Below are 16,850 nucleotides of genomic sequence, written 5' to 3' on the forward strand. Positions count from 1 at the left end.
CATGAACATCATCAACGCAAAACTGCGAGGCAAGGCTGGCCTGTTTCGCATCGAATTGAACGGTGACCGCATCGCCAGCATCACGCCACAGGCCGACCCGGTGGCACCAGGCGGCGCTGATGACCTGGATGCCAAACAGAACCTGGTGGTTGCTCCCTTTGTCGAGCCGCACATTCACCTGGATGCCACCCTGACGGCCGGCGAGCCGAAGTGGAACATGAGCGGCACGTTGTTCGAAGGCATCGAACGCTGGGCCGAGCGCAAGGAAATCACCACCCACGAAGACATCAAGGGCCGCGCCAAGAAGACCATCAATATGCTGGTGGACCACGGCATCCAGCATGTGCGCACCCATGTCGACGTCACCGACCCCAAGCTCACTGCACTCAAGGCCATGGTCGAAGTGCGTGAGGAGGTGCGCCATTTGGTCGACCTGCAGATCGTCGCCTTCCCGCAGGAGGGCATCGAGTCGTATGCCAACGGGCGGGCGCTGATGACCGAAGCCGTGGCCATCGGCGCCGACGTGGTCGGCGGCATTCCGCATTTCGAAAACACCCGCGACCAGGGCGTGTCGTCGGTCAAGTTCCTGATGGACCTGGCCGAGCGAACCGGCTGCCTGGTGGACGTGCACTGCGACGAAACCGACGACCCGCAGTCGCGCTTTCTCGAAGTGCTGGCCGAAGAAGCGCGGGTGCGCGACATGGGTGCCCGGGTCACGGCCAGCCACACCGTGGCCATGGGCTCCTACGACAACGCCTACTGCTACAAGCTGTTCCGTTTGCTCAAGTTGTCGGGCATCAACTTCGTCTCGTGCCCGACCGAGAGCATTCACCTGCAAGGGCGCTTCGACAGCTACCCCAAGCGCCGCGGCGTGACCCGCGTGGCGGAGATCGACCGGGCAGGTATGAACGTGTGCTTTGGCCAGGACTCGATCGTCGACCCGTGGTACCCGTTGGGCAATGGCAACATCTTGCGCATTCTTGAAGCCGGGCTGCACATCTGCCACATGCTCGGTTACGAAGACTTGCAACGCTGCCTGGACCTGATCACCGACAACAGCGCCCGCACGCTCAACCTGGGGGAGCGTTATGGCATCGAGGTGGGGCGGCCGGCGAACCTGCTGTTGCTGTCGGCGCCGGATGACTACGAGATGGTGCGCAGCCAGGGGCATGCGCTGGTGTCGGTGCGCAACGGCAAGGTGTTGATGCGGCGCACGCCGGCTCAGGTCGAACGCCTGGCCTGACATCGCGGCACGCTTCAAACGCAACGCCCCGTTGGCTTTTGCCGGCGGGGCGTTTTGCTTTCTGCGCTTCGTGTACGCGTTTCCCAGTCAAAAACCGCTTAGTTGGGTGTTCACATGCGATAAGCCGTGATTATTCCATGTTAGATAGCACTTGAATTAGAGGTGCCGACCGGTCAAAATTAGTACGTAATTACATATTACGTATTCCAGTACAAAATCGTAGGAGCACGCATGGCCCGGGGCGGTATCAACAAGGTGGTAGTGCAGCAAGCGCGTCAGGCGCTGATCGCCCGCGGGGAGAACCCCAGCATCGATGCGGTACGTATCGAGCTGGGCAACACTGGCTCGAAAAGCACGATTCATCGCTACCTGAAGGAGCTCAATGGCCAGCAAACCGTGGCCACGGCGGGCGCCCCTGGGTTGAGCGATACGCTTGGGCGGTTTGTCGGGCAGTTGGCAACACAGCTGCAGGAAGAGGCGGATATACGCATCGAAGAGGCCGAAAGCGTTTTCACCCAGCAACGCGAACAGCTCGAAGCACAATTGCAGCTGGCCCAAGAAGCGCTGGCTGCGGCGCATCAACAGCAAAAGATCCAGGACGCGGCACTGGCTGCCGAATCGGAGAAACTGCTGTCCACGCAAAGCACCTTGCAGGCTGAGCAACTGCGCAGTGCCAGCCTCAATCAGTCATTGGGCGAGTTGCAGCTGCGCCTGAACGACAAGGAAGAGCAGGTGCGGTCACTCGAAGACAAGCATCGCCACGCCCGCGATGCCCTGGAGCACTACCGCAGCGCCAGCCGCGAACAGCGCGAGCAGGACCAGCGCCGCCACGAGGCGCAACTGCAACAGTTGCAAGTTGAAGTACGGCAACTGCAGCAGGGCATGATGGTCAAGCAGGACGAACTGACCCGCCTGCACCGTGATAACGAGCGCTTGCTCGGCGAGCATCGCCAGGCCACCAGCGAACGCAAGGCACGTGACGAACTGCTTGAACAGCGGGACGCGCAGATTCAGGGCCTGCGAACGATTTTGGCTCAAGCCCAAGGGGCGACCGAGGAAATGCGGCGGCAGTTGGATGTGCAAACGCAAAACCTGGAAGACAAGCGCGAACTGTATGCCGAACAGGTGCGCCAAGTGCAGCGTCTGCAGGATGAGCTGCTAGAGCGCGATGAGGCATTGAGCGCTTGTCGAGCGCAGTTGAGCACCTGAAAGTGCTCTTGACGGCACTTGATTACTCACTATGATTAACTTTGAATCACGTAATGTTCAGGAGCAACCCTATCATGGCAACTGCCGCGAAAACCCGTACTGTCACAGCTCATGTCCCTGAGCAACTCGCCCAAAAAGTCGATTTAATGGCAGAGCGTCTTGAGCGCTCCAAAAATTGGATAGTCAAGCAGGCCCTGTCCGCCTGGATAGACCAAGAAGAAGAGCGTAGCCGCCTGACCCGAGAGGCCTTGGCTGATGTTGACGCGGGTAGCGTGATTGACCACCAAGCTGTGCAGGCCTGGGCTGACAGCCTCAGCACCGATACTCCGTTGCCGGTACCGCGCTGATGGTGTTGAAGTGGACAAGCAAGGCACTGTCCGACATTGCCAGGCTGTACGAGTTTCTGGCATCTGTGAATCAACCTGCCGCTGCACGCACGGTTCAGCAACTTACAGCAGCGCCGACCACGTTGATCGCCAACCCGCGCATTGGTGAACGTCTAGAAGAGTTCGAGCCCCGGGATGTGCGCCGAATTCAGATAGGTCTTTACGAAATGCGCTACGAGATCGTGGACTCCACTATTTACCTGCTGCGACTGTGGCACACCCGTGAGGAGCGATAGTAGCGCTGAGCGCAGAAGTCCGTAGTAGTCACATTATCGACGCTTTGCCACAGCTTTTTCTCCACGGTAGTTGTTCAGCACCGCCTTTCTGTCCTCTGCTTTCTCAGCGTGGTTGAACGTTGGCCAAGACCTGCGCTCACACATTCAAAGTGGGTAGCGAGGAGCCACGTACATGAGCATCGAACGCAGCATTCCCGAGCTTGAGGCCTGGTACGCGCATTACGACGACATCAGTTACCGCCGCGAATCGCCAGATGCCTATCACCATGGACTGGTGCGCACGGCCGAAGCCCTGCGTGATGACGGCGCCATCGACTGGGATGACTGGTTGCAGCTGAAGGCCTTGGCCGACCAGGCGCACATCAACGCGCTCGAAGATGCAGTACAGGCGCATGTCGACGACCCTGACGCATGAAAGCGCTGAAGATCGCCACCTTCAATATCAACGGCATTCGCAGCCGATTGCCGGCATTGATCGCCTGGCTAGAGCGAGAGAAGCCTGACATTGCCTGCCTGCAAGAGCTGAAAGCGCCCGACCAGCAGTTCCCGCGTGAAGCGCTTGAAGCAGTGGGCTACGGGTGTTTGTACCAAGGGCAGCCTTCGTGGAACGGCGTTGCCATTCTCGCGCGTGGCAGTGAGCCACTCGAAGTGCGCCGCGGCCTACCCGGCATGGAGGATGACGCCCAGAGCCGCTACCTGGAGGCAGCGGTGCAGGGGCTGATCATCGGCTGCCTCTACCTGCCCAACGGCAACCCGCAACCCGGGCCTAAGTTCGACTACAAACTGCGCTGGTTCCAATGCCTGATCGACCATGCGGCCAGTTTGCAAAAGAGCGGGCACCCGGCAGTGTTAGCCGGCGATTTCAACGTCGTCCCCACCGATTTCGACATCTATAACCCGCGCTCCTGGCTCAAGGACGCGTTGCTGCAACCTGAGACCCGCGATTGCTACCAGCGTTTGCTCAACCAGGGCTGGACAGATGCGCTGCGCCACCTGCACCCTGACGAGCGGGTTTATACCTTCTGGGACTATTTTCGCAATCACTGGCAGCGTAACGCCGGGTTGCGTATCGATCATGTGTTGCTCAACCCTGAGCTTGCGCCTTACCTCAAGACCGCAGGCGTGGATGCCTGGGTACGCAACGAACCCAAGGCCAGCGACCATGCACCGGTGTGGATCGAGCTGGCTTCGCGTAAGCAGCGCTGAACTATAGTCATAAGCGGCGAACGCGAGACGACAAGGGAATAGGATGTGCGCAGCCAGGAAACAGGATGACGATGGGCACCTCGCGGTAGCGGGCGAGGGCCGCGCCGTGGCATTGTTCCGCCAGGTCCTGGCATTCATGGTGGTGGTGATGCTGGCCTTCGTGATGGTGGAAGGCTGGCGTATCTGGCGTGATTACCGTCACGCGTTCAGCAATGCCGAAAACATGGTGACCAACCTGGCTCGGGCGACGGCGCAACACGCCGAGGACGCTATTCGCCAAGTGGATGTCGTCAGCGCGTCCTTGGCTGAGCGCCTGGAGGGCGATGGCTTCGAGCATATGAACCGCCCGCGCCTGCAGGCGTTGCTCGCGCGACAAAAAGCGCTCATGCCGCAGCTGCACGGGCTGTTCGTGTATGGCGCGGATGGCCGCTGGCTGGTTACCGACCAGGCGACCCTACCGCCCAACCTCAACAATGCTGACCGCGACTATTTCGTTTACCACCGCAATCATCGTGACCGGCAGGTACGCATCGGTTCGGTGGTGCGCAGCCGCTCGACCGGCGACTTGATCATTCCCATCTCGCGGCGTCTGGAATACCCCGACGGGCATTTTGCCGGGGTGCTGTTGGGCACGATCAAAGTGGACTGGTTCGTGCGCTATTACGGCGATTTCAAGATCGACGAGCGTGGCGCGCTGGTGCTGGCCAAGCGTGACGGTACGATTCTGGTCCGTCGCCCGTTCGTTTCGAGGGTCGTTGGGCGCACATTGGCCAACAGCGAAGTCTTTCGCAACCACTTGCCCTATGCCGATGAAGGGCTGGTCGAGGCAGTCGCGGTAGTCGATGGCACGCCTCGCCTATATGCCTACCGGGCGCTGTCGAGTTACCCGTTGGTGGTAGAGGCTGGCCTGTCGCGGGAATCCATAGTGGCGCCCTGGCGGCACGACGCGATCAAATCAGTGGCCGTATTGTTGCTGTTGTTGGTGGGGTTGGCAGCGTTCGGCGGGGTAGTGTTGCGCCAACTGCGCGAACGCATTGTGATAGAGCGCGCACTGCACCAGGCGCACCAGACGCTGAAATCCCTGGCCTTGACCGACAGCCTGACCGGCCTTGGCAACCGCCGCCGGCTGGATGCGGTGTTCGAGCCCGAGGTGCGGCGGGCTCGGCGGCAGGGTTATCCGGTAGCGCTGGTGATGCTCGACCTCGACTATTTCAAGGCTTACAACGACCGGTACGGGCACCTTGCCGGCGACCAATGCCTGCGGCGTTTCGCCGAGCTCCTGCAACAGGCGCTGAAGCGCCCGGCAGACCTGGCGGTGCGCTTTGGTGGCGAGGAGTTCACGCTATTAATGCCCGACACCGATGCGCCGGGTGCCGAGCTTGTCGTGCAGGAAATACAGCATATGCTGCGTCGCCATGTGATCGAGCATGGCGGCAGCCCATTGGGGCGGGTGTCGTTCAGTGCCGGAATCGCGATCGGCGACCCAGCTCGGCAAACCATGACGCCCGAGCGACTGATGGCGGCGGCAGATAGCGCGTTGTACCAGGCCAAGGGGCAGGGGCGGGACGGTTACTGCGTGGCGAACAGTACCGCGGCGGGTGTAGACCCATGATCGCCTATCAAGGGCGAGCAAGGCAGGTGCTGTTCAGCCGATGCTCATGCGCATTGCACAACGCCCGGCAAACCCGTGGGCATGCTCGTTGGCCAGGATGTTACCCAGCCGCGAGCACAGCAGGCCTTCATCAATGGTTTCAAACCCAAAGCGTGCATAAAAAGGTGCATTCCAGGGCACGTCGACAAAGGTGGTCAAGGTCAGTTCCCGAACGCCTGCTGCTTGCGCCGCATCGACCAGTTGATTCAGCAGCAGGCGCCCGATCCCTTGCCCTTGAGCTTCCCGGCGCACGGAAATCTCATGAATGTGCAATGCCTGTTGCTCCCGCCGTGCGCACACAAAGCCTAGGATCTGCCCGGCGTCACCCTCCGCCAGCCAGCTTGCGCCTGCATCGACGAATCCTTGATGCGCTGTGCTGTCCATTACTTCGCCTTGTGCCAGCCACGCCAGCGCCGGCAGTTGGGCGAAAGCCTGGGCGGCTGAACGCTCGACCTCGGCCAGCCAGGGGATATCGCGGGTGAGGGTAGGGCGTATATGCACAGTCGGGTCCTGCAAACCGTGGGATGGGTGGGCGTCAGTCTGCCGGCACCTCTTGCGGCTGCAACTGCCAGCGCACCGAGCTTACACCTTTTTCCAGGCTCACCCGGCTGACCAGCCGTTCCAGCTGCGCCGGTGCCTGCGGATTGCCCAGCAGTTCGGCGCGTACTTCGAGGCGCGCCGGGTTGGGCAAGTCCTCGCTATGCAGCGATTGCAGGCGCAGCTCCGGGTCGCCGAGGCTGTGCAGCATCAGGCTGCGAACCTGGATTTCATCTTCGGCACGGCACACAACACGCACTTCGAAGCGTTGCTCCACTTCAGTGGCCGGGACGATGTCCTGGCGGTCCAGGCGCTGGGCGATGTCGCGCAGCAGGATGTTGGCGCACAACACGGCCAAGCTGCCCAGTGTCGCTTCCAGCAGCAGCCCAAGGCTGCACAATACGCCAACGGCGGCCGTGCACCACAGCGTGGCGGCAGTGTTCAGGCCGCGCACGTTGAAACCGTCGCGCATGATCACGCCGCCCCCGAGAAAGCCGATCCCCGACACCACATAAGCGGCCACGCGCGAGGCATCGTTAGGGGCCATGCCCGGTACGGCCTGGGTCATCAGTACGAACAGGCAAGCGCCGGTACTGACCAGCGCATTGGTACGCAAGCCAGTGAGGCGTTGACGCAATTGACGCTCGGCGCCGATCAGGGCACCCAGCAGCAGGGCGATGCTGACACGCAGCAGAAAGACTTTCCAATCCATAGCAAACCTCTTCCACGGGCACACGCCCGCATGAACGCCATCTGGTGTTGGCGTGGTTGAATAACCAGAAAATGCGCAGGACCACAGAAGGGAAGAAAAGAGGAAGCTGCAGCCACGGGGGCTGAAGAAATCCACCATCAAGCCATGACGGCGAGACAGTGGCAGGGCACTGCCGGACTAGCTCGCCAAGTGGGCCTGTCGCAAGCGACTGGGGCTACTGTCCAATGCAGGACTCCTGTTTGGGGATGCGAAATTGCGTCGCGGACCTTACGCCCCGAGATAGGCGAGGTCAAGGGTAAAAACATGACAAGGGCTTCATCAGGAAAGTGCCTACAGCCCGTCACGCCTGCATGGAAAAATAGGCGGGTAGTCGGTAACCTTGCGCCTTCCCTTGCGATCACCCGGACCCGTTACATGCTGTTCAATCTCGCCGTGCTGCTCGGCACACTGGTGGCCATGGAGGGTGTCGGCACACTGGCGCACAAGTACATCATGCATGGCTGGGGCTGGTGGCTGCACCGCTCGCATCATGAGCCACACCTGGGTATGCTCGAGACCAATGACATTTACCTGCTTGCGCTGGGGCTGATCGCCGCCGGCCTGGTGGCGCTGGGTAAAGCCGGGTACGCCCCCTTGCAGTGGGTGGGTGGGGGCGTGGCGGGGTACGGCCTGTTGTATGTGCTGGCCCACGACGGCTTCTTTCATCGCCACTGGCCCAAAAAACCGCGGCCAGTCAGCCGCTACCTCAAGCGCCTGCATCGTGCCCATCGGCTTCACCATGCGGTCAAAGGCCGGCAAGGCAGCGTGTCGTTCGGCTTTTTCTACGCTCCGCCCCTTGCAGTGCTCAAGCGCCAGTTGCGCGACCGACGCGAGCGGCCCTGACCGTCACTGCGGTCAGTTGACCGCGTTGCCCTCAGCCTCAACGGTTTCTGCCACGTGCCCGCGGCTCACCCACCAGCCAAACCCTGCCGCCGTGAAGAACATGATCAGGCTGTACAGCGCCGCCGGCACCGCCATGGTGGCGTTGTTCAGCAACGAAGGGCTCAAGGCCAGCGCGATCGCCAGGGTACCGTTGTGGATGCCGATTTCCATGCCGATGGCGATGGCCTGGCGCTTGGGAATCTTCAACAGCCGGGGCACCCAGTAGCCTACGGCCAGGCTCAGTACGTTGAACAACAGGGCAGCCAGGCCTACCACGGGGGCGTACTCGACCACCGTCTGCCAGTCCTTGGCCAGCGCGAGGATGATGGTGAAAGCCAGAAACAGCGCCGCCACCAGCTTCATCGGTTTTTCCATGCGTGCGGCAAAGCGCGGGGCAAAGTGGCGGATCAACATGCCCAGCGCCACCGGCAGCAGGACAATCGCGAACACCTGCAACACCTTGGCAAACTGCAGCGGGATGGCCTGGTCCGAGGCCATGAACCAGCCTAGCGACAGGTTCACCAGCAGCGGCATGGTGAGGATCGCAATCAACGAGTTGACCGCCGTCAAGGTGATGTTCAATGCCACATCGCCGTGGGCCAGGTGGCTGAATAGATTGGCCGTGGTCCCCCCCGGCGAGGCCGCCAGCAGCATCAGCCCCACCGCCAGGGCGGACTCCAGGCCAAAGCCGTTGGCGATCAGGAAGCACACCAGCGGCAGCAACAGGATCTGGCAGACCAGGCCAATCACCACAGGCTTGGGGTATTTCACCACACGGGCGAAATCGGCCAGGGTCAGCGACAGCCCGAGGCCGAGCATGATGATGCCCAGGGCCAGGGGCAGAAATGCGGTGAGCAGGGGCGAGGCAGTCATGAAGGGGCTCTCGGATCAGGGAGTCGCACAAAGGATTCCGAGGAGTGTAGGTGGCACTGCATTGATAGCTAATTGCAAAGCGCCACCTCTTGGTAACCTTTTGTTACCGAGTGCACCGTGCGCAGCGTCTGCATGCCGCGTTGCGATGGGCGTCCCGGCGCAGTAGCATGCGCGCTTTTACCGAGGATTAGCCTGTCATGCTGTTTCAGCAAGGTCTGCTTGCCACGCCGGTGCCGGCCCATGCCCGCCACCTGTTCTTCACGCTGCACTCGCCCGAAGCGCTGCCCGCCGCCCTCGACGCCTTGCTGCCGCAGGTCGACGGCCAACAGTTGATCCTGGGCGTCGGCGCGACCCTGGCCAAGGCCCTGGGCCGTGACGTGCCGGGTTTGCGTGCCTTCCCGCTGCTCGACGCCGCCGTGGAGAACCCCAGCACCCAGCACGCCTTGTGGCTGTGGCTGCGGGGTAACGAGCGTGGCGACCTGCTGCTGCGGGCCCAGGCCCTGGAACACGCGCTGGCACCGGCGTTGCGCCTGGCAGACAGCGTCGATGGCTTTTTGCACCGGGGTGGCCACGACCTGACCGGCTATGAAGACGGCACCGAGAACCCGGTGGACGAAGACGCCGTGCAAGCCGCCATCGTTGACGACGCGCCCCCTGGCCTCAACGGTTCCAGCTTTGCCGCGTTCCAACTGTGGAAGCATGACTTGGAGTACTTCAAGTCGCTGCCCCAGGCGGACCAGGACAACATCATCGGCCGCCGCCTCAGCGACAACGAAGAGCTTGACGACGCCCCGCCGTCCGCGCACGTCAAACGCACCGCCCAGGAAAGCTTCGAACCTGAGGCGTTCATGGTCCGTCGCTCGGTCGCCTGGGCTGACGCCCGTGGTGCTGGCCTTGCCTTCGTGGCGCTGGGCCACAGCTTCGATGCCTTCGAAGTGCAACTGCGGCGCATGAGCGGCCTGGAAGACGGCATCATCGACGGCCTCTACCGCTTCAGCCGGCCACTGACCGGTGGTTATTACTGGTGCCCGCCGATGGGTGAAACCGGCCTGGACCTGCGCCTGCTGTTGCAGGCCTGATCGCTAACATCCAGATACAGAATCACTCGCCGAGGCGGGGTAGAGCGGCTAGCCTTGAAAGTTTCCGGTTCATGACGGGGGCTTTTCCATGTATGCACGTCGTGATGTCCTACGCGCCGGTGCAGCCTTGGGGTTGCTGGCCGCAAGCCCTTGGCTGCACGCAGGGGCGGCGAGTGGCCTGCTGACGCGCACTATCCCTTCCACCGGCGAGGCCTTGCCGGTCATCGGTGCCGGTACCTCTGGCAGTTTCGAGGTCGAGGCCGGCTCGCCTCAGTACCAACAGCTCGGCGCGGTGCTCAGGGCCTTCTTCGAAGGTGGCGGCAGGGTCATCGACACCTCGCCCAACTACGGGGGGGCCGACAGCATTCTGGGCCAGTTGCTGGAAGAGGGCGGCTGGCACAAGCAGTGCTTTCTAGCCACCAAGATCGCCGCCGACAGCCAGGCCGACGCACAAGCGCAGTGGCAAGGCAGCCTGCGCAGCTTGCGCACCGACAAAGTCGACTTGCTGCAGATCCACAACCTGCGCGATTGGCAGACCCAACTGCCTTACGCCCGTGAACTAAAGCAGCAGGGCGAGACCCGCTACGTCGGCATCACCCATTACCTGAACAGCGGCCAGGATGAAGTGGCCAGGATCGTACGTAGCGAACCGCTCGACTTCATTCAGATCAACTACTCGGTCAACGCCCCACAGGCCGCGCGTGAGCTGCTGCCATTGTGCCAAGACAAGGGCGTCGCGGTGCTGATCAACCGGGCGTTCGATGACGGCCGGCTGTTTGCCCGGGTCAAGGACCAACCGTTGCCTGGCTGGGCATCGGAAGTAGGTATCGGCAGCTGGGCACAGCTGTTTCTGAAGTTCGCCATCAGCCACCCGGCAGTGACCACGGTCATTCCCGCCACCAGCCGGCCGGATCGCCAGCTCGACCAGCTCAAGGCCGGACATACGCCAGTGCTCAGCCAGGCGCAGCAACAGGCGCTGATCGAACAGTTCGGCTGACACCATGCAAGGCTGGCGGCGGCGTCTGGACCAAGGGCTGAACATACAACCGGGCGAAGGGCCGGCGGTGGTTGCCGGCCTGTTGTTGTTCTACTTGCTGTTCACCGGCTACTTCATGCTGCGCCCGGTGCGCGAGACCATGGGTGTGGCCGGTGGCGTGGATAACCTGCAGTGGCTGTTCACCGGCACCTTCGTCGCCACCCTGGCATGCCTGCCGCTGTTCGGCTGGCTGGCATCCAAGGTGCGGCGGCGGCAAATCCTGCCCTGGACCTACGGGTTCTTCACCAGCAACCTGTTGCTGTTCGCGGTGCTGTTTGCCCGGGCCCCGGACGATGTATGGACTGCGCGCGCGTTCTATATCTGGCTGTCGGTGTTCAACTTGCTGACCATTTCACTGGCCTGGAGCGTGCTTGCCGACCTGTTTGCCACCGAACAAGGCAAACGGTTGTTTGGCCTGCTGGCAGCGGGTGCCAGCCTGGGCGGCCTCTGCGGGCCGATCCTGGGTACGTTGCTGGTGGGTCCGCTGGGGCATGCAGGCCTGCTGGTACTGGCCGGGCTATGTTTGCTAGGCAGCACCGGCGCTGCCTTGTTTTTGCAGCGCTGGCGAGACCGTCATCCGCTGCCGGCCCATCTGCAGCGCTCGACGTCCAAGCCGTTGGGTGGCAACCCGTTCGCGGGGGCTACTGCCGTGCTGCGCGCTCCTTACCTGTTGGGCATCGCGCTGTTCGTGGTGCTGCTGGCCAGTGTCAGCACGTTCCTGTACTTCGAACAGGCGCGCATCGTCAGCGAGACCTTCACCGACCGGACCCGGCAAACCCAGGTGTTCGGCCTGATCGACACCGTGGTCCAGGCCTTGGCGATTCTCACGCAGGTGTTTCTGACGGGGCGGCTAGCGCGAAGGATGGGCGTGGGCATATTGCTGGTGGCGGTGCCGTTGATCATGGCCGCAGGCTTTGCCTGGCTGGCAGTTGCCCCGGTGTTCGCCGCCTTCGTGGTGGTGACGGTGGTGCGCCGGGCCGGTGAATATGCGCTGGTCCGGCCGGGACGGGAGATGCTCTTCACCGTGTTGTCGGCAGAAGACAAGTACAAAGCCAAGAACTTCATCGACACCGTGGTCTACCGCGGCGGTGACGCCCTCAGCGGCTGGCTCAAGCGGGCACTGGATGTGATCGCGGAGCACCCGCAGTTGGCGATGCTGATTGGCGCGGCGATCGCGTTGGGCTGGGCCGGCACCGGCGCCTGGCTGGGTCGCCGCCAGGCGCAGCTCGATGCACCCGATGCCGAGTGAGGCGGGCGGTCGCTTGGCGCACCAAATACGTAACCTTCCCTTATTTAACGCCACCGGTCCGAACGTGCGGCAATAAAACGAATCCCTCGATATCGCCGAACTCCGAAGCTATGTACGGCCCAGTGCCGTGCATCCTGAAGTCATACGAGGCTTGAAGACCATGGCTAACAAAGAGAACAGCCGCACCGGCACCCAAGGCAAGGAAGGCAGCCCAGGCGGCAGCAAGAACCCAGGCAACTTCGCCAACGACCGTGAAAAAGCGTCCGAAGCCGGGCGTAAAGGCGGCCAGTCTTCGGGGGGCAACATGCCTCACGACACCAGCCGCAAAGGCGGTCGTTCGTAACCGTCGTTTGTAACCGAGGGATCCGCAGTGCCAGGGCGACCTGGCACTGCATTCAGAGGCACACGGCATGACGGTGATGACCTGCAAGACCGTTACTCATGAAAGGTCTATGACCCCAAGCCATAGCCTGCAGCACCGGTACCAGACCCTATTGCAAGGCCACGACGCCACTAGCGCTGCGTGGCTTAATGAACAGATCGCCCGCGTCGAGCAGTCCCCCGACGACCTGCCGGCCAACCCTTCACAGCTGCCTGCCTGGAGCGCCCAGCATGCCGCTGAGGTGGCCAAGGCCTATGCCGAATACCTCCAGCAGCGCCATCAAGGTGGGCCACGCCAGTTTTTCAGCAACCGCGCCCATGCGTTGTGGTTCCTCCAGCAAATTGCGCCGACCAAGGCCGTGGACGGGGCCTGGTTGCACGGCACGCTGCAGCATTGGCAAGACCCGCGTTACCACGGGCTGATCCGCACTTACCTGGAAGAACTGGGCAATGGCGACCCGCGCTGTAACCATGTATTGATCTACCAACGGCTACTTAGCCGCCTCGGCTGCCTGGAACGGCCGTCTCTGGATGACGACCGTTATTTGCAAGGTGCCGTGCAACTGGCCTTGGGGCAGAACTGCGACGAATTTCTGCCCGAAGTGCTGGGCTACAACCTTGGCTACGAACAACCGCCGCTGCATTTGCTGATCACCACTTACGAGCTGGCGGAGCTGGGTATCGATGGCCACTACTTCCAGTTGCACGTGACCATCGACAACGCTGCCAGTGGTCACGCGCAGTTGTCTATCCAGGCGTTGCACCAACTGTGCCCCGCAGAAGACCCACAGGCGTTCTATCAGCGGGTGCGGCGGGGTTACCGCCTGAACGACCTGGGCATCTCGGCTGCCACCCTGGTCAGCCAGTTTGACCTTCAAGCGCAGCTGTTCGCGGCTTTGGAGTGCAAGCGCCAGTATGGTCAGTTCATGCACTCCGATCATTGCCGCTTGCAGCAACGCACCATTAATCAATGGCTAGCCGAGCCTGGGGCCATCCCGGCCTTTGTCAGTGCCCTGCAGGCCCAGGGCTGGATTCGCCGCGGCGAGGACCCGGCGAACAGCCGCTGGTGGAAGCTGATCGAAGGGCCAACGGCGGCCATGTTCGGGGTGTTCACGGCGTACGAAAAACAATTGTGGCATGACTGGATCGCCGACGACTGGCAGGCCACGACCCGCCGCGTCGTGCCTGGCAGTTGGGATACACCTTCAGCTTTGAGCGAAGTACCGATCGCCAGCATCGCCCCAGAAGCGCTTGCTACCCTTATGGAGCGGATGTCCGGTAACCGTCACGCGTTGCCGGAAGGTTTGCAGGCTACTCAAGCCTTCGTCCGCGCAACCGGCCTGATTCAAGAGGGATGCCATTGATGGTGCTCGACTCGTCTCAAGGCCAGGCAGATGAGGCCTTGCTGCAACTAGGCAAATGCCTGCGAGCCGACGGCTACCGCTTCACCTGCGTCAGCCCGGCCACCCATGCCCGCAACAATGCCCGCGATGCCGCCAGGCAGGCGACGAACGTGCGCGACGTGTTCGGCTGGAGCCGCCCCTTCGCGCCTTCGCTGATGCCTGCTGACCTACTACACCAGCTGGAGCGCGCGCAGGTGCTGACGCAATGCTGCGAGCTGATGGCCAGCACGGTGCGCTGGTCAAGCCTGGACGACCTGCTGCTGGTCCATTCGGCTTACCCGACCCACGCCAGTGACGCAGTTTTCTTCGGCCCCGACAGTTACCGCTTTGCCCAGGTCATCCACGATCACCTGAAACACCGCTTGTCTCGGGTGGAGCATGCGGTCGACATCGGTTGCGGTACCGGCGTGGGCGCCTTGATCATCGCGCGCGCCGCCCAGCACGCGCAGGTCAGCGCGGTGGACATCAATCCGCTTGCGCTACGCTACACCGCCATCAATGCCGCATTGGCGGGTATCAACAACGTGTCGGTGGCCGCCAGTGACCTGCTCGATGGCATAACCGGGCCTTTCGACCTGATTGTCGCCAATCCCCCCTACATGCTCGACCTCAGCGCGCGCACCTACCGCCACGGCGGTGGGGAGCTGGGCGAGGCGCTGTCGCTGCGTATCGTCGAGCAGGCGCTGGAGCGCTTGAGTGCGCGGGGCACCTTGTTGCTCTACACCGGTGTTGCGATCGTCGAAGGCCGCGATGCCTTGCTTGAAGCTGTTCGTTTACGCCTGGCGGGCCCGGAGTGGTCTTGGGTCTACCGGGAAATGGACCCCGATGTGTTCGGCGAACAACTGGCCGAGCCCGGCTATGAACAGGTGGAGCGCATTGCCGCCGTAGCGCTCACTGTCACTCGCAACGGCTGAAGGCCTATGCCGCGGCCTTGCACGTTCGGCATCGAAGAGGAGTATTTGTTGGTGGACCTTGCCACTGGCAAAGTCCCAGCGATGCCGGCGCCCAGCCTGGCAAGGCACTGCCGAGAGGCAGTGGGGCCGTACTTTGTGCAGGAGATGTTCCGCAGCCAGATAGAAGTCGCCTCGCCGGTGTTTTCGAACCTGTACCAGGCACGGGAATTCTTCGTGCATGCGCGGCAGCGGCTGACCGACGTGCTGGCGGCGCAGGGTATGGGCCTGTATGGCGCAGCCAGCCACCCCAATGCACCTTGGTTACGGCATAAGCCGGCAGCCTCGGCACACTACCGTCAGCTGTTCGACGACTACCGGCATGTGGCACGGCGCAGCCTGCTCAACGGGTTGCACGTGCACGTAGGCGTACCGGCTGACTGCGATCGCATGCAACTGATCAATCGCCTGGTGCCCTGGTTGCCGTTGCTACTGGTGCTCAGCACATCGTCACCCTTATGGCTGGGCCAGGCGACCGGCTACATGAGCTACCGGCGGGTCATTTGTGGCGAGTGGCCGCACATGGGGCTGCCAGAGCCATTAGCGGATTGGCCCGCCTACGAGCGCTACCGAGCCTTGCTGCAAAGGACCGGCTCACTGGCAGAAAAGGGTGATTTCTGGTGGGCGATCAGGCCTTCGCAGCGCTTTCCGACAGTCGAGTTGCGTATCTGCGATGGTTGCCCTTGCCTTGAGGACGCATTGAGCATTGCCGGCGTGTTTCGTCACTTGGTCGAGCACAGCCTGCAGCCAAGGCATGAACGTAGCCCCTTCAATCGCGAGCTGCGCTGGGTCGCACAGGAAAACTACTGGCGAGCCATGCGCTATGGGCGCCATGGCCAATTCATCGGTGCCGATGCGCAGCAGCCGGTCACGGCGCAAGGCTGGCTTGGGCAGTTGCAGGGCCAGTTTCCGGTCGACACTGTCGACGCCGAACGCGCCTTCCAGCATGCCCACGGCATTCTGCGCGAGGGCACCAGCGCGGACCGGCAATTGCACTGCCTGGCGCGCGCACACGCCGATGGGCAAAGCGCAGCACACGCTTTACAGGCCGTGGTCGAGCAGGTGGTGACGCAAGGAAACGCCGCATTGCCAACGGCTGGGGTTGCAATTACACAGGGTTGACCGAAAATGGCCGCGCCCTTTGCAGCCACTCGGAACGTCCTGCGCCATGATGCTGATCAAGCAATTTCCCCAGATCACCCCGACCGACACGCTTTTTGTCTTCGCCCTCGAGGCAGAGGCGGGCACTGTGTTTGCCGATGTGAACACCGTGTTCACCGGCATCGGCAAGGTCAATGCCGCCATCGCACTGACCAAGGCCATTGCCCAGCGCAAGCCCAAGTTGATCGTCAACCTGGGCTCTGCCGGCAGCCAACGCTATGGCAAGGGCGAGGTAGTGTGCTGTACCCGTTTCGTGCAGCGCGACATGGACGTCACGCCTTTGGGCTTCGCCCGGTACGAGACGCCGCTGTCTGACATCCCGGTGCTGCTGGAACACGGCGAGGAAATCCCCGGGCTTGCCCTGGGTACCTGCGGCAGTGGTGACAGCTTCGAAGTCAGTCACGGCGAGGCACCTTACGATATCGTCGACATGGAAGCCTATGTGCTGGCCCTGATCGCCCGTGACGAAGGCATTCCGTTCGTGTGCCTCAAGTACATTTCAGACGATGCCGGCAGCGACGCGGCAGACGACTGGTCGGTGCAGGTGCACCTGGCCGCCGAAGCCTTCAAGCGTGTGTTGTTCAGCTAAAAAAGCGGCGCTGCCCGCCGCAGGGCAG

18 protein-coding genes and 1 pseudogene are annotated in these 16,850 nt (G+C 62.3%); 16 read left to right on the forward strand and 3 right to left on the reverse strand.

Annotation, left to right across the window (positions count from 1 at the left end; translation table 11 throughout):
- The first annotated feature begins 1 nt into the window (after position 1).
- From codA to D886_RS0106885, 7 genes are all read left to right on the forward strand, one after another.
- On the forward strand, positions 2-1,243 hold the full coding sequence (codA, locus tag D886_RS0106855) for a cytosine deaminase (protein WP_027593188.1): 1,242 nt from the start codon (positions 2-4) through the stop codon (positions 1,241-1,243).
- Positions 1,244-1,474: 231 nt separating this feature from the next.
- Positions 1,475-2,452 (forward strand): DNA-binding protein, encoded by a 978-nt coding sequence (locus D886_RS0106860; protein ID WP_027593189.1) that lies wholly within the window; start codon positions 1,475-1,477, stop codon positions 2,450-2,452.
- 74 nt (positions 2,453-2,526) lie between these two features.
- Positions 2,527-2,799 (forward strand): CopG family ribbon-helix-helix protein, encoded by a 273-nt coding sequence (locus D886_RS0106865; protein WP_027593190.1) that lies wholly within the window; start codon positions 2,527-2,529, stop codon positions 2,797-2,799.
- Complete coding sequence (locus tag D886_RS0106870) at positions 2,799-3,074, forward strand: type II toxin-antitoxin system RelE/ParE family toxin (RefSeq protein ID WP_027593191.1); 276 nt, start codon at positions 2,799-2,801, stop codon at positions 3,072-3,074. The genes D886_RS0106865 and D886_RS0106870 overlap by 1 nt, the downstream gene beginning before the upstream one ends.
- A 172-nt stretch (positions 3,075-3,246) precedes the next feature.
- Positions 3,247-3,489 carry a hypothetical protein gene (locus D886_RS0106875; RefSeq protein ID WP_027593192.1) on the forward strand — a complete coding sequence of 81 codons (243 nt, stop codon included), beginning with the start codon at positions 3,247-3,249 and terminating at the stop codon, positions 3,487-3,489.
- Entirely contained in the window at positions 3,486-4,280 is a 795-nt protein-coding gene (gene xth / locus D886_RS0106880) for an exodeoxyribonuclease III (RefSeq protein WP_027593193.1), read from the forward strand. The genes D886_RS0106875 and xth overlap by 4 nt, the downstream gene beginning before the upstream one ends.
- 43 nt (positions 4,281-4,323) lie before the next feature.
- The gene (locus D886_RS0106885) at positions 4,324-5,892 is read left to right on the forward strand and encodes a sensor domain-containing diguanylate cyclase (RefSeq protein ID WP_027593194.1); all 1,569 of its coding nucleotides are present in this window, start codon (positions 4,324-4,326) and stop codon (positions 5,890-5,892) included.
- A gap of 33 nt (positions 5,893-5,925) precedes the next feature.
- Here the strand turns inward: D886_RS0106885 and D886_RS0106890 are convergent, their stop codons facing one another.
- Together D886_RS0106890 and D886_RS0106895 are read right to left on the reverse strand one after the other, a co-directional pair.
- On the reverse strand, positions 5,926-6,432 hold the full coding sequence (locus D886_RS0106890) for a GNAT family N-acetyltransferase (protein WP_027593195.1): 507 nt from the start codon (positions 6,430-6,432) through the stop codon (positions 5,926-5,928).
- 34 nt (positions 6,433-6,466) lie between these two features.
- Positions 6,467-7,180 carry an MgtC/SapB family protein gene (locus D886_RS0106895; protein WP_027593196.1) on the reverse strand — a complete coding sequence of 238 codons (714 nt, stop codon included), beginning with the start codon at positions 7,178-7,180 and terminating at the stop codon, positions 6,467-6,469.
- Between the two features lie 414 nt (positions 7,181-7,594).
- Between D886_RS0106895 and D886_RS0106900 the strand changes: the two genes are divergently transcribed.
- Complete coding sequence (locus D886_RS0106900) at positions 7,595-8,062, forward strand: sterol desaturase family protein (protein ID WP_027593197.1); 468 nt, start codon at positions 7,595-7,597, stop codon at positions 8,060-8,062.
- 12 nt (positions 8,063-8,074) lie between these two features.
- Here D886_RS0106900 and D886_RS0106905 read toward each other — a convergent pair whose 3' ends face one another.
- Complete coding sequence (locus tag D886_RS0106905) at positions 8,075-8,974, reverse strand: bile acid:sodium symporter family protein (RefSeq protein ID WP_027593198.1); 900 nt, start codon at positions 8,972-8,974, stop codon at positions 8,075-8,077.
- Positions 8,975-9,171: 197 nt separating this feature from the next.
- Here D886_RS0106905 and D886_RS0106910 point away from each other — a divergent pair, with 197 nt between their 5' ends.
- From D886_RS0106910 to D886_RS0106945, 8 genes and pseudogenes are all read left to right on the forward strand, one after another.
- The gene (locus tag D886_RS0106910; protein ID WP_027593199.1) at positions 9,172-10,053 is read left to right on the forward strand and encodes a Dyp-type peroxidase; all 882 of its coding nucleotides are present in this window, start codon (positions 9,172-9,174) and stop codon (positions 10,051-10,053) included.
- A gap of 88 nt (positions 10,054-10,141) precedes the next feature.
- A complete protein-coding gene (locus D886_RS0106915; protein WP_027593200.1) occupies positions 10,142-11,050 on the forward strand; it encodes an aldo/keto reductase in 909 nt (302 codons plus the stop codon).
- A 4-nt stretch (positions 11,051-11,054) separates the two neighbouring features.
- Positions 11,055-12,338: an NTP/NDP exchange transporter gene (locus D886_RS0106920; RefSeq protein WP_027593201.1), complete on the forward strand. Its 1,284-nt coding sequence runs from the start codon at positions 11,055-11,057 to the stop codon at positions 12,336-12,338.
- A 223-nt stretch (positions 12,339-12,561) separates the two neighbouring features.
- Positions 12,562-12,681 (forward strand): annotated as a pseudogene (locus D886_RS0106925) (general stress protein); the annotation flags it as partial.
- A 67-nt stretch (positions 12,682-12,748) separates the two neighbouring features.
- Positions 12,749-14,083 (forward strand): iron-containing redox enzyme family protein, encoded by a 1,335-nt coding sequence (locus D886_RS0106930; RefSeq protein ID WP_027593203.1) that lies wholly within the window; start codon positions 12,749-12,751, stop codon positions 14,081-14,083.
- The gene (locus tag D886_RS0106935; protein ID WP_027593204.1) at positions 14,083-15,036 is read left to right on the forward strand and encodes a class I SAM-dependent methyltransferase; all 954 of its coding nucleotides are present in this window, start codon (positions 14,083-14,085) and stop codon (positions 15,034-15,036) included. Before D886_RS0106930 ends, D886_RS0106935 begins: the two co-directional genes overlap by 1 nt.
- A gap of 6 nt (positions 15,037-15,042) precedes the next feature.
- Complete coding sequence (locus D886_RS26785) at positions 15,043-16,194, forward strand: carboxylate-amine ligase (protein WP_050580727.1); 1,152 nt, start codon at positions 15,043-15,045, stop codon at positions 16,192-16,194.
- A 46-nt stretch (positions 16,195-16,240) separates the two neighbouring features.
- A complete protein-coding gene (locus tag D886_RS0106945) occupies positions 16,241-16,822 on the forward strand; it encodes a nucleosidase (RefSeq protein WP_027593205.1) in 582 nt (193 codons plus the stop codon).
- Positions 16,823-16,850: the final 28 nt, after the last annotated feature.

It is taken from the genome of Pseudomonas sp. LAIL14HWK12:I7 (assembly GCF_000483465.1).
GTDB lineage: Bacteria > Pseudomonadota > Gammaproteobacteria > Pseudomonadales > Pseudomonadaceae > Aquipseudomonas > Aquipseudomonas kermanshahensis.

Coding starts and splice junctions, on each gene's coding strand:
- codA (WP_027593188.1), top strand. CDS start 2: ATGAACATCATCAACGCAAAACTGCGAGGCAAGGCTGGCCTGTTTCGC.
- D886_RS0106860 (WP_027593189.1), top strand. CDS start 1,475: ATGGCCCGGGGCGGTATCAACAAGGTGGTAGTGCAGCAAGCGCGTCAG.
- D886_RS0106865 (WP_027593190.1), top strand. CDS start 2,527: ATGGCAACTGCCGCGAAAACCCGTACTGTCACAGCTCATGTCCCTGAG.
- D886_RS0106870 (WP_027593191.1), top strand. CDS start 2,799: ATGGTGTTGAAGTGGACAAGCAAGGCACTGTCCGACATTGCCAGGCTG.
- D886_RS0106875 (WP_027593192.1), top strand. CDS start 3,247: ATGAGCATCGAACGCAGCATTCCCGAGCTTGAGGCCTGGTACGCGCAT.
- xth (WP_027593193.1), top strand. CDS start 3,486: ATGAAAGCGCTGAAGATCGCCACCTTCAATATCAACGGCATTCGCAGC.
- D886_RS0106885 (WP_027593194.1), top strand. CDS start 4,324: ATGTGCGCAGCCAGGAAACAGGATGACGATGGGCACCTCGCGGTAGCG.
- D886_RS0106895 (WP_027593196.1), bottom strand. CDS start 7,180: ATGGATTGGAAAGTCTTTCTGCTGCGTGTCAGCATCGCCCTGCTGCTG.
- D886_RS0106900 (WP_027593197.1), top strand. CDS start 7,595: ATGCTGTTCAATCTCGCCGTGCTGCTCGGCACACTGGTGGCCATGGAG.
- D886_RS0106905 (WP_027593198.1), bottom strand. CDS start 8,974: ATGACTGCCTCGCCCCTGCTCACCGCATTTCTGCCCCTGGCCCTGGGC.
- D886_RS0106910 (WP_027593199.1), top strand. CDS start 9,172: ATGCTGTTTCAGCAAGGTCTGCTTGCCACGCCGGTGCCGGCCCATGCC.
- D886_RS0106915 (WP_027593200.1), top strand. CDS start 10,142: ATGTATGCACGTCGTGATGTCCTACGCGCCGGTGCAGCCTTGGGGTTG.
- D886_RS0106920 (WP_027593201.1), top strand. CDS start 11,055: ATGCAAGGCTGGCGGCGGCGTCTGGACCAAGGGCTGAACATACAACCG.
- D886_RS0106930 (WP_027593203.1), top strand. CDS start 12,749: ATGACGGTGATGACCTGCAAGACCGTTACTCATGAAAGGTCTATGACC.
- D886_RS0106935 (WP_027593204.1), top strand. CDS start 14,083: ATGGTGCTCGACTCGTCTCAAGGCCAGGCAGATGAGGCCTTGCTGCAA.
- D886_RS26785 (WP_050580727.1), top strand. CDS start 15,043: ATGCCGCGGCCTTGCACGTTCGGCATCGAAGAGGAGTATTTGTTGGTG.
- D886_RS0106945 (WP_027593205.1), top strand. CDS start 16,241: ATGATGCTGATCAAGCAATTTCCCCAGATCACCCCGACCGACACGCTT.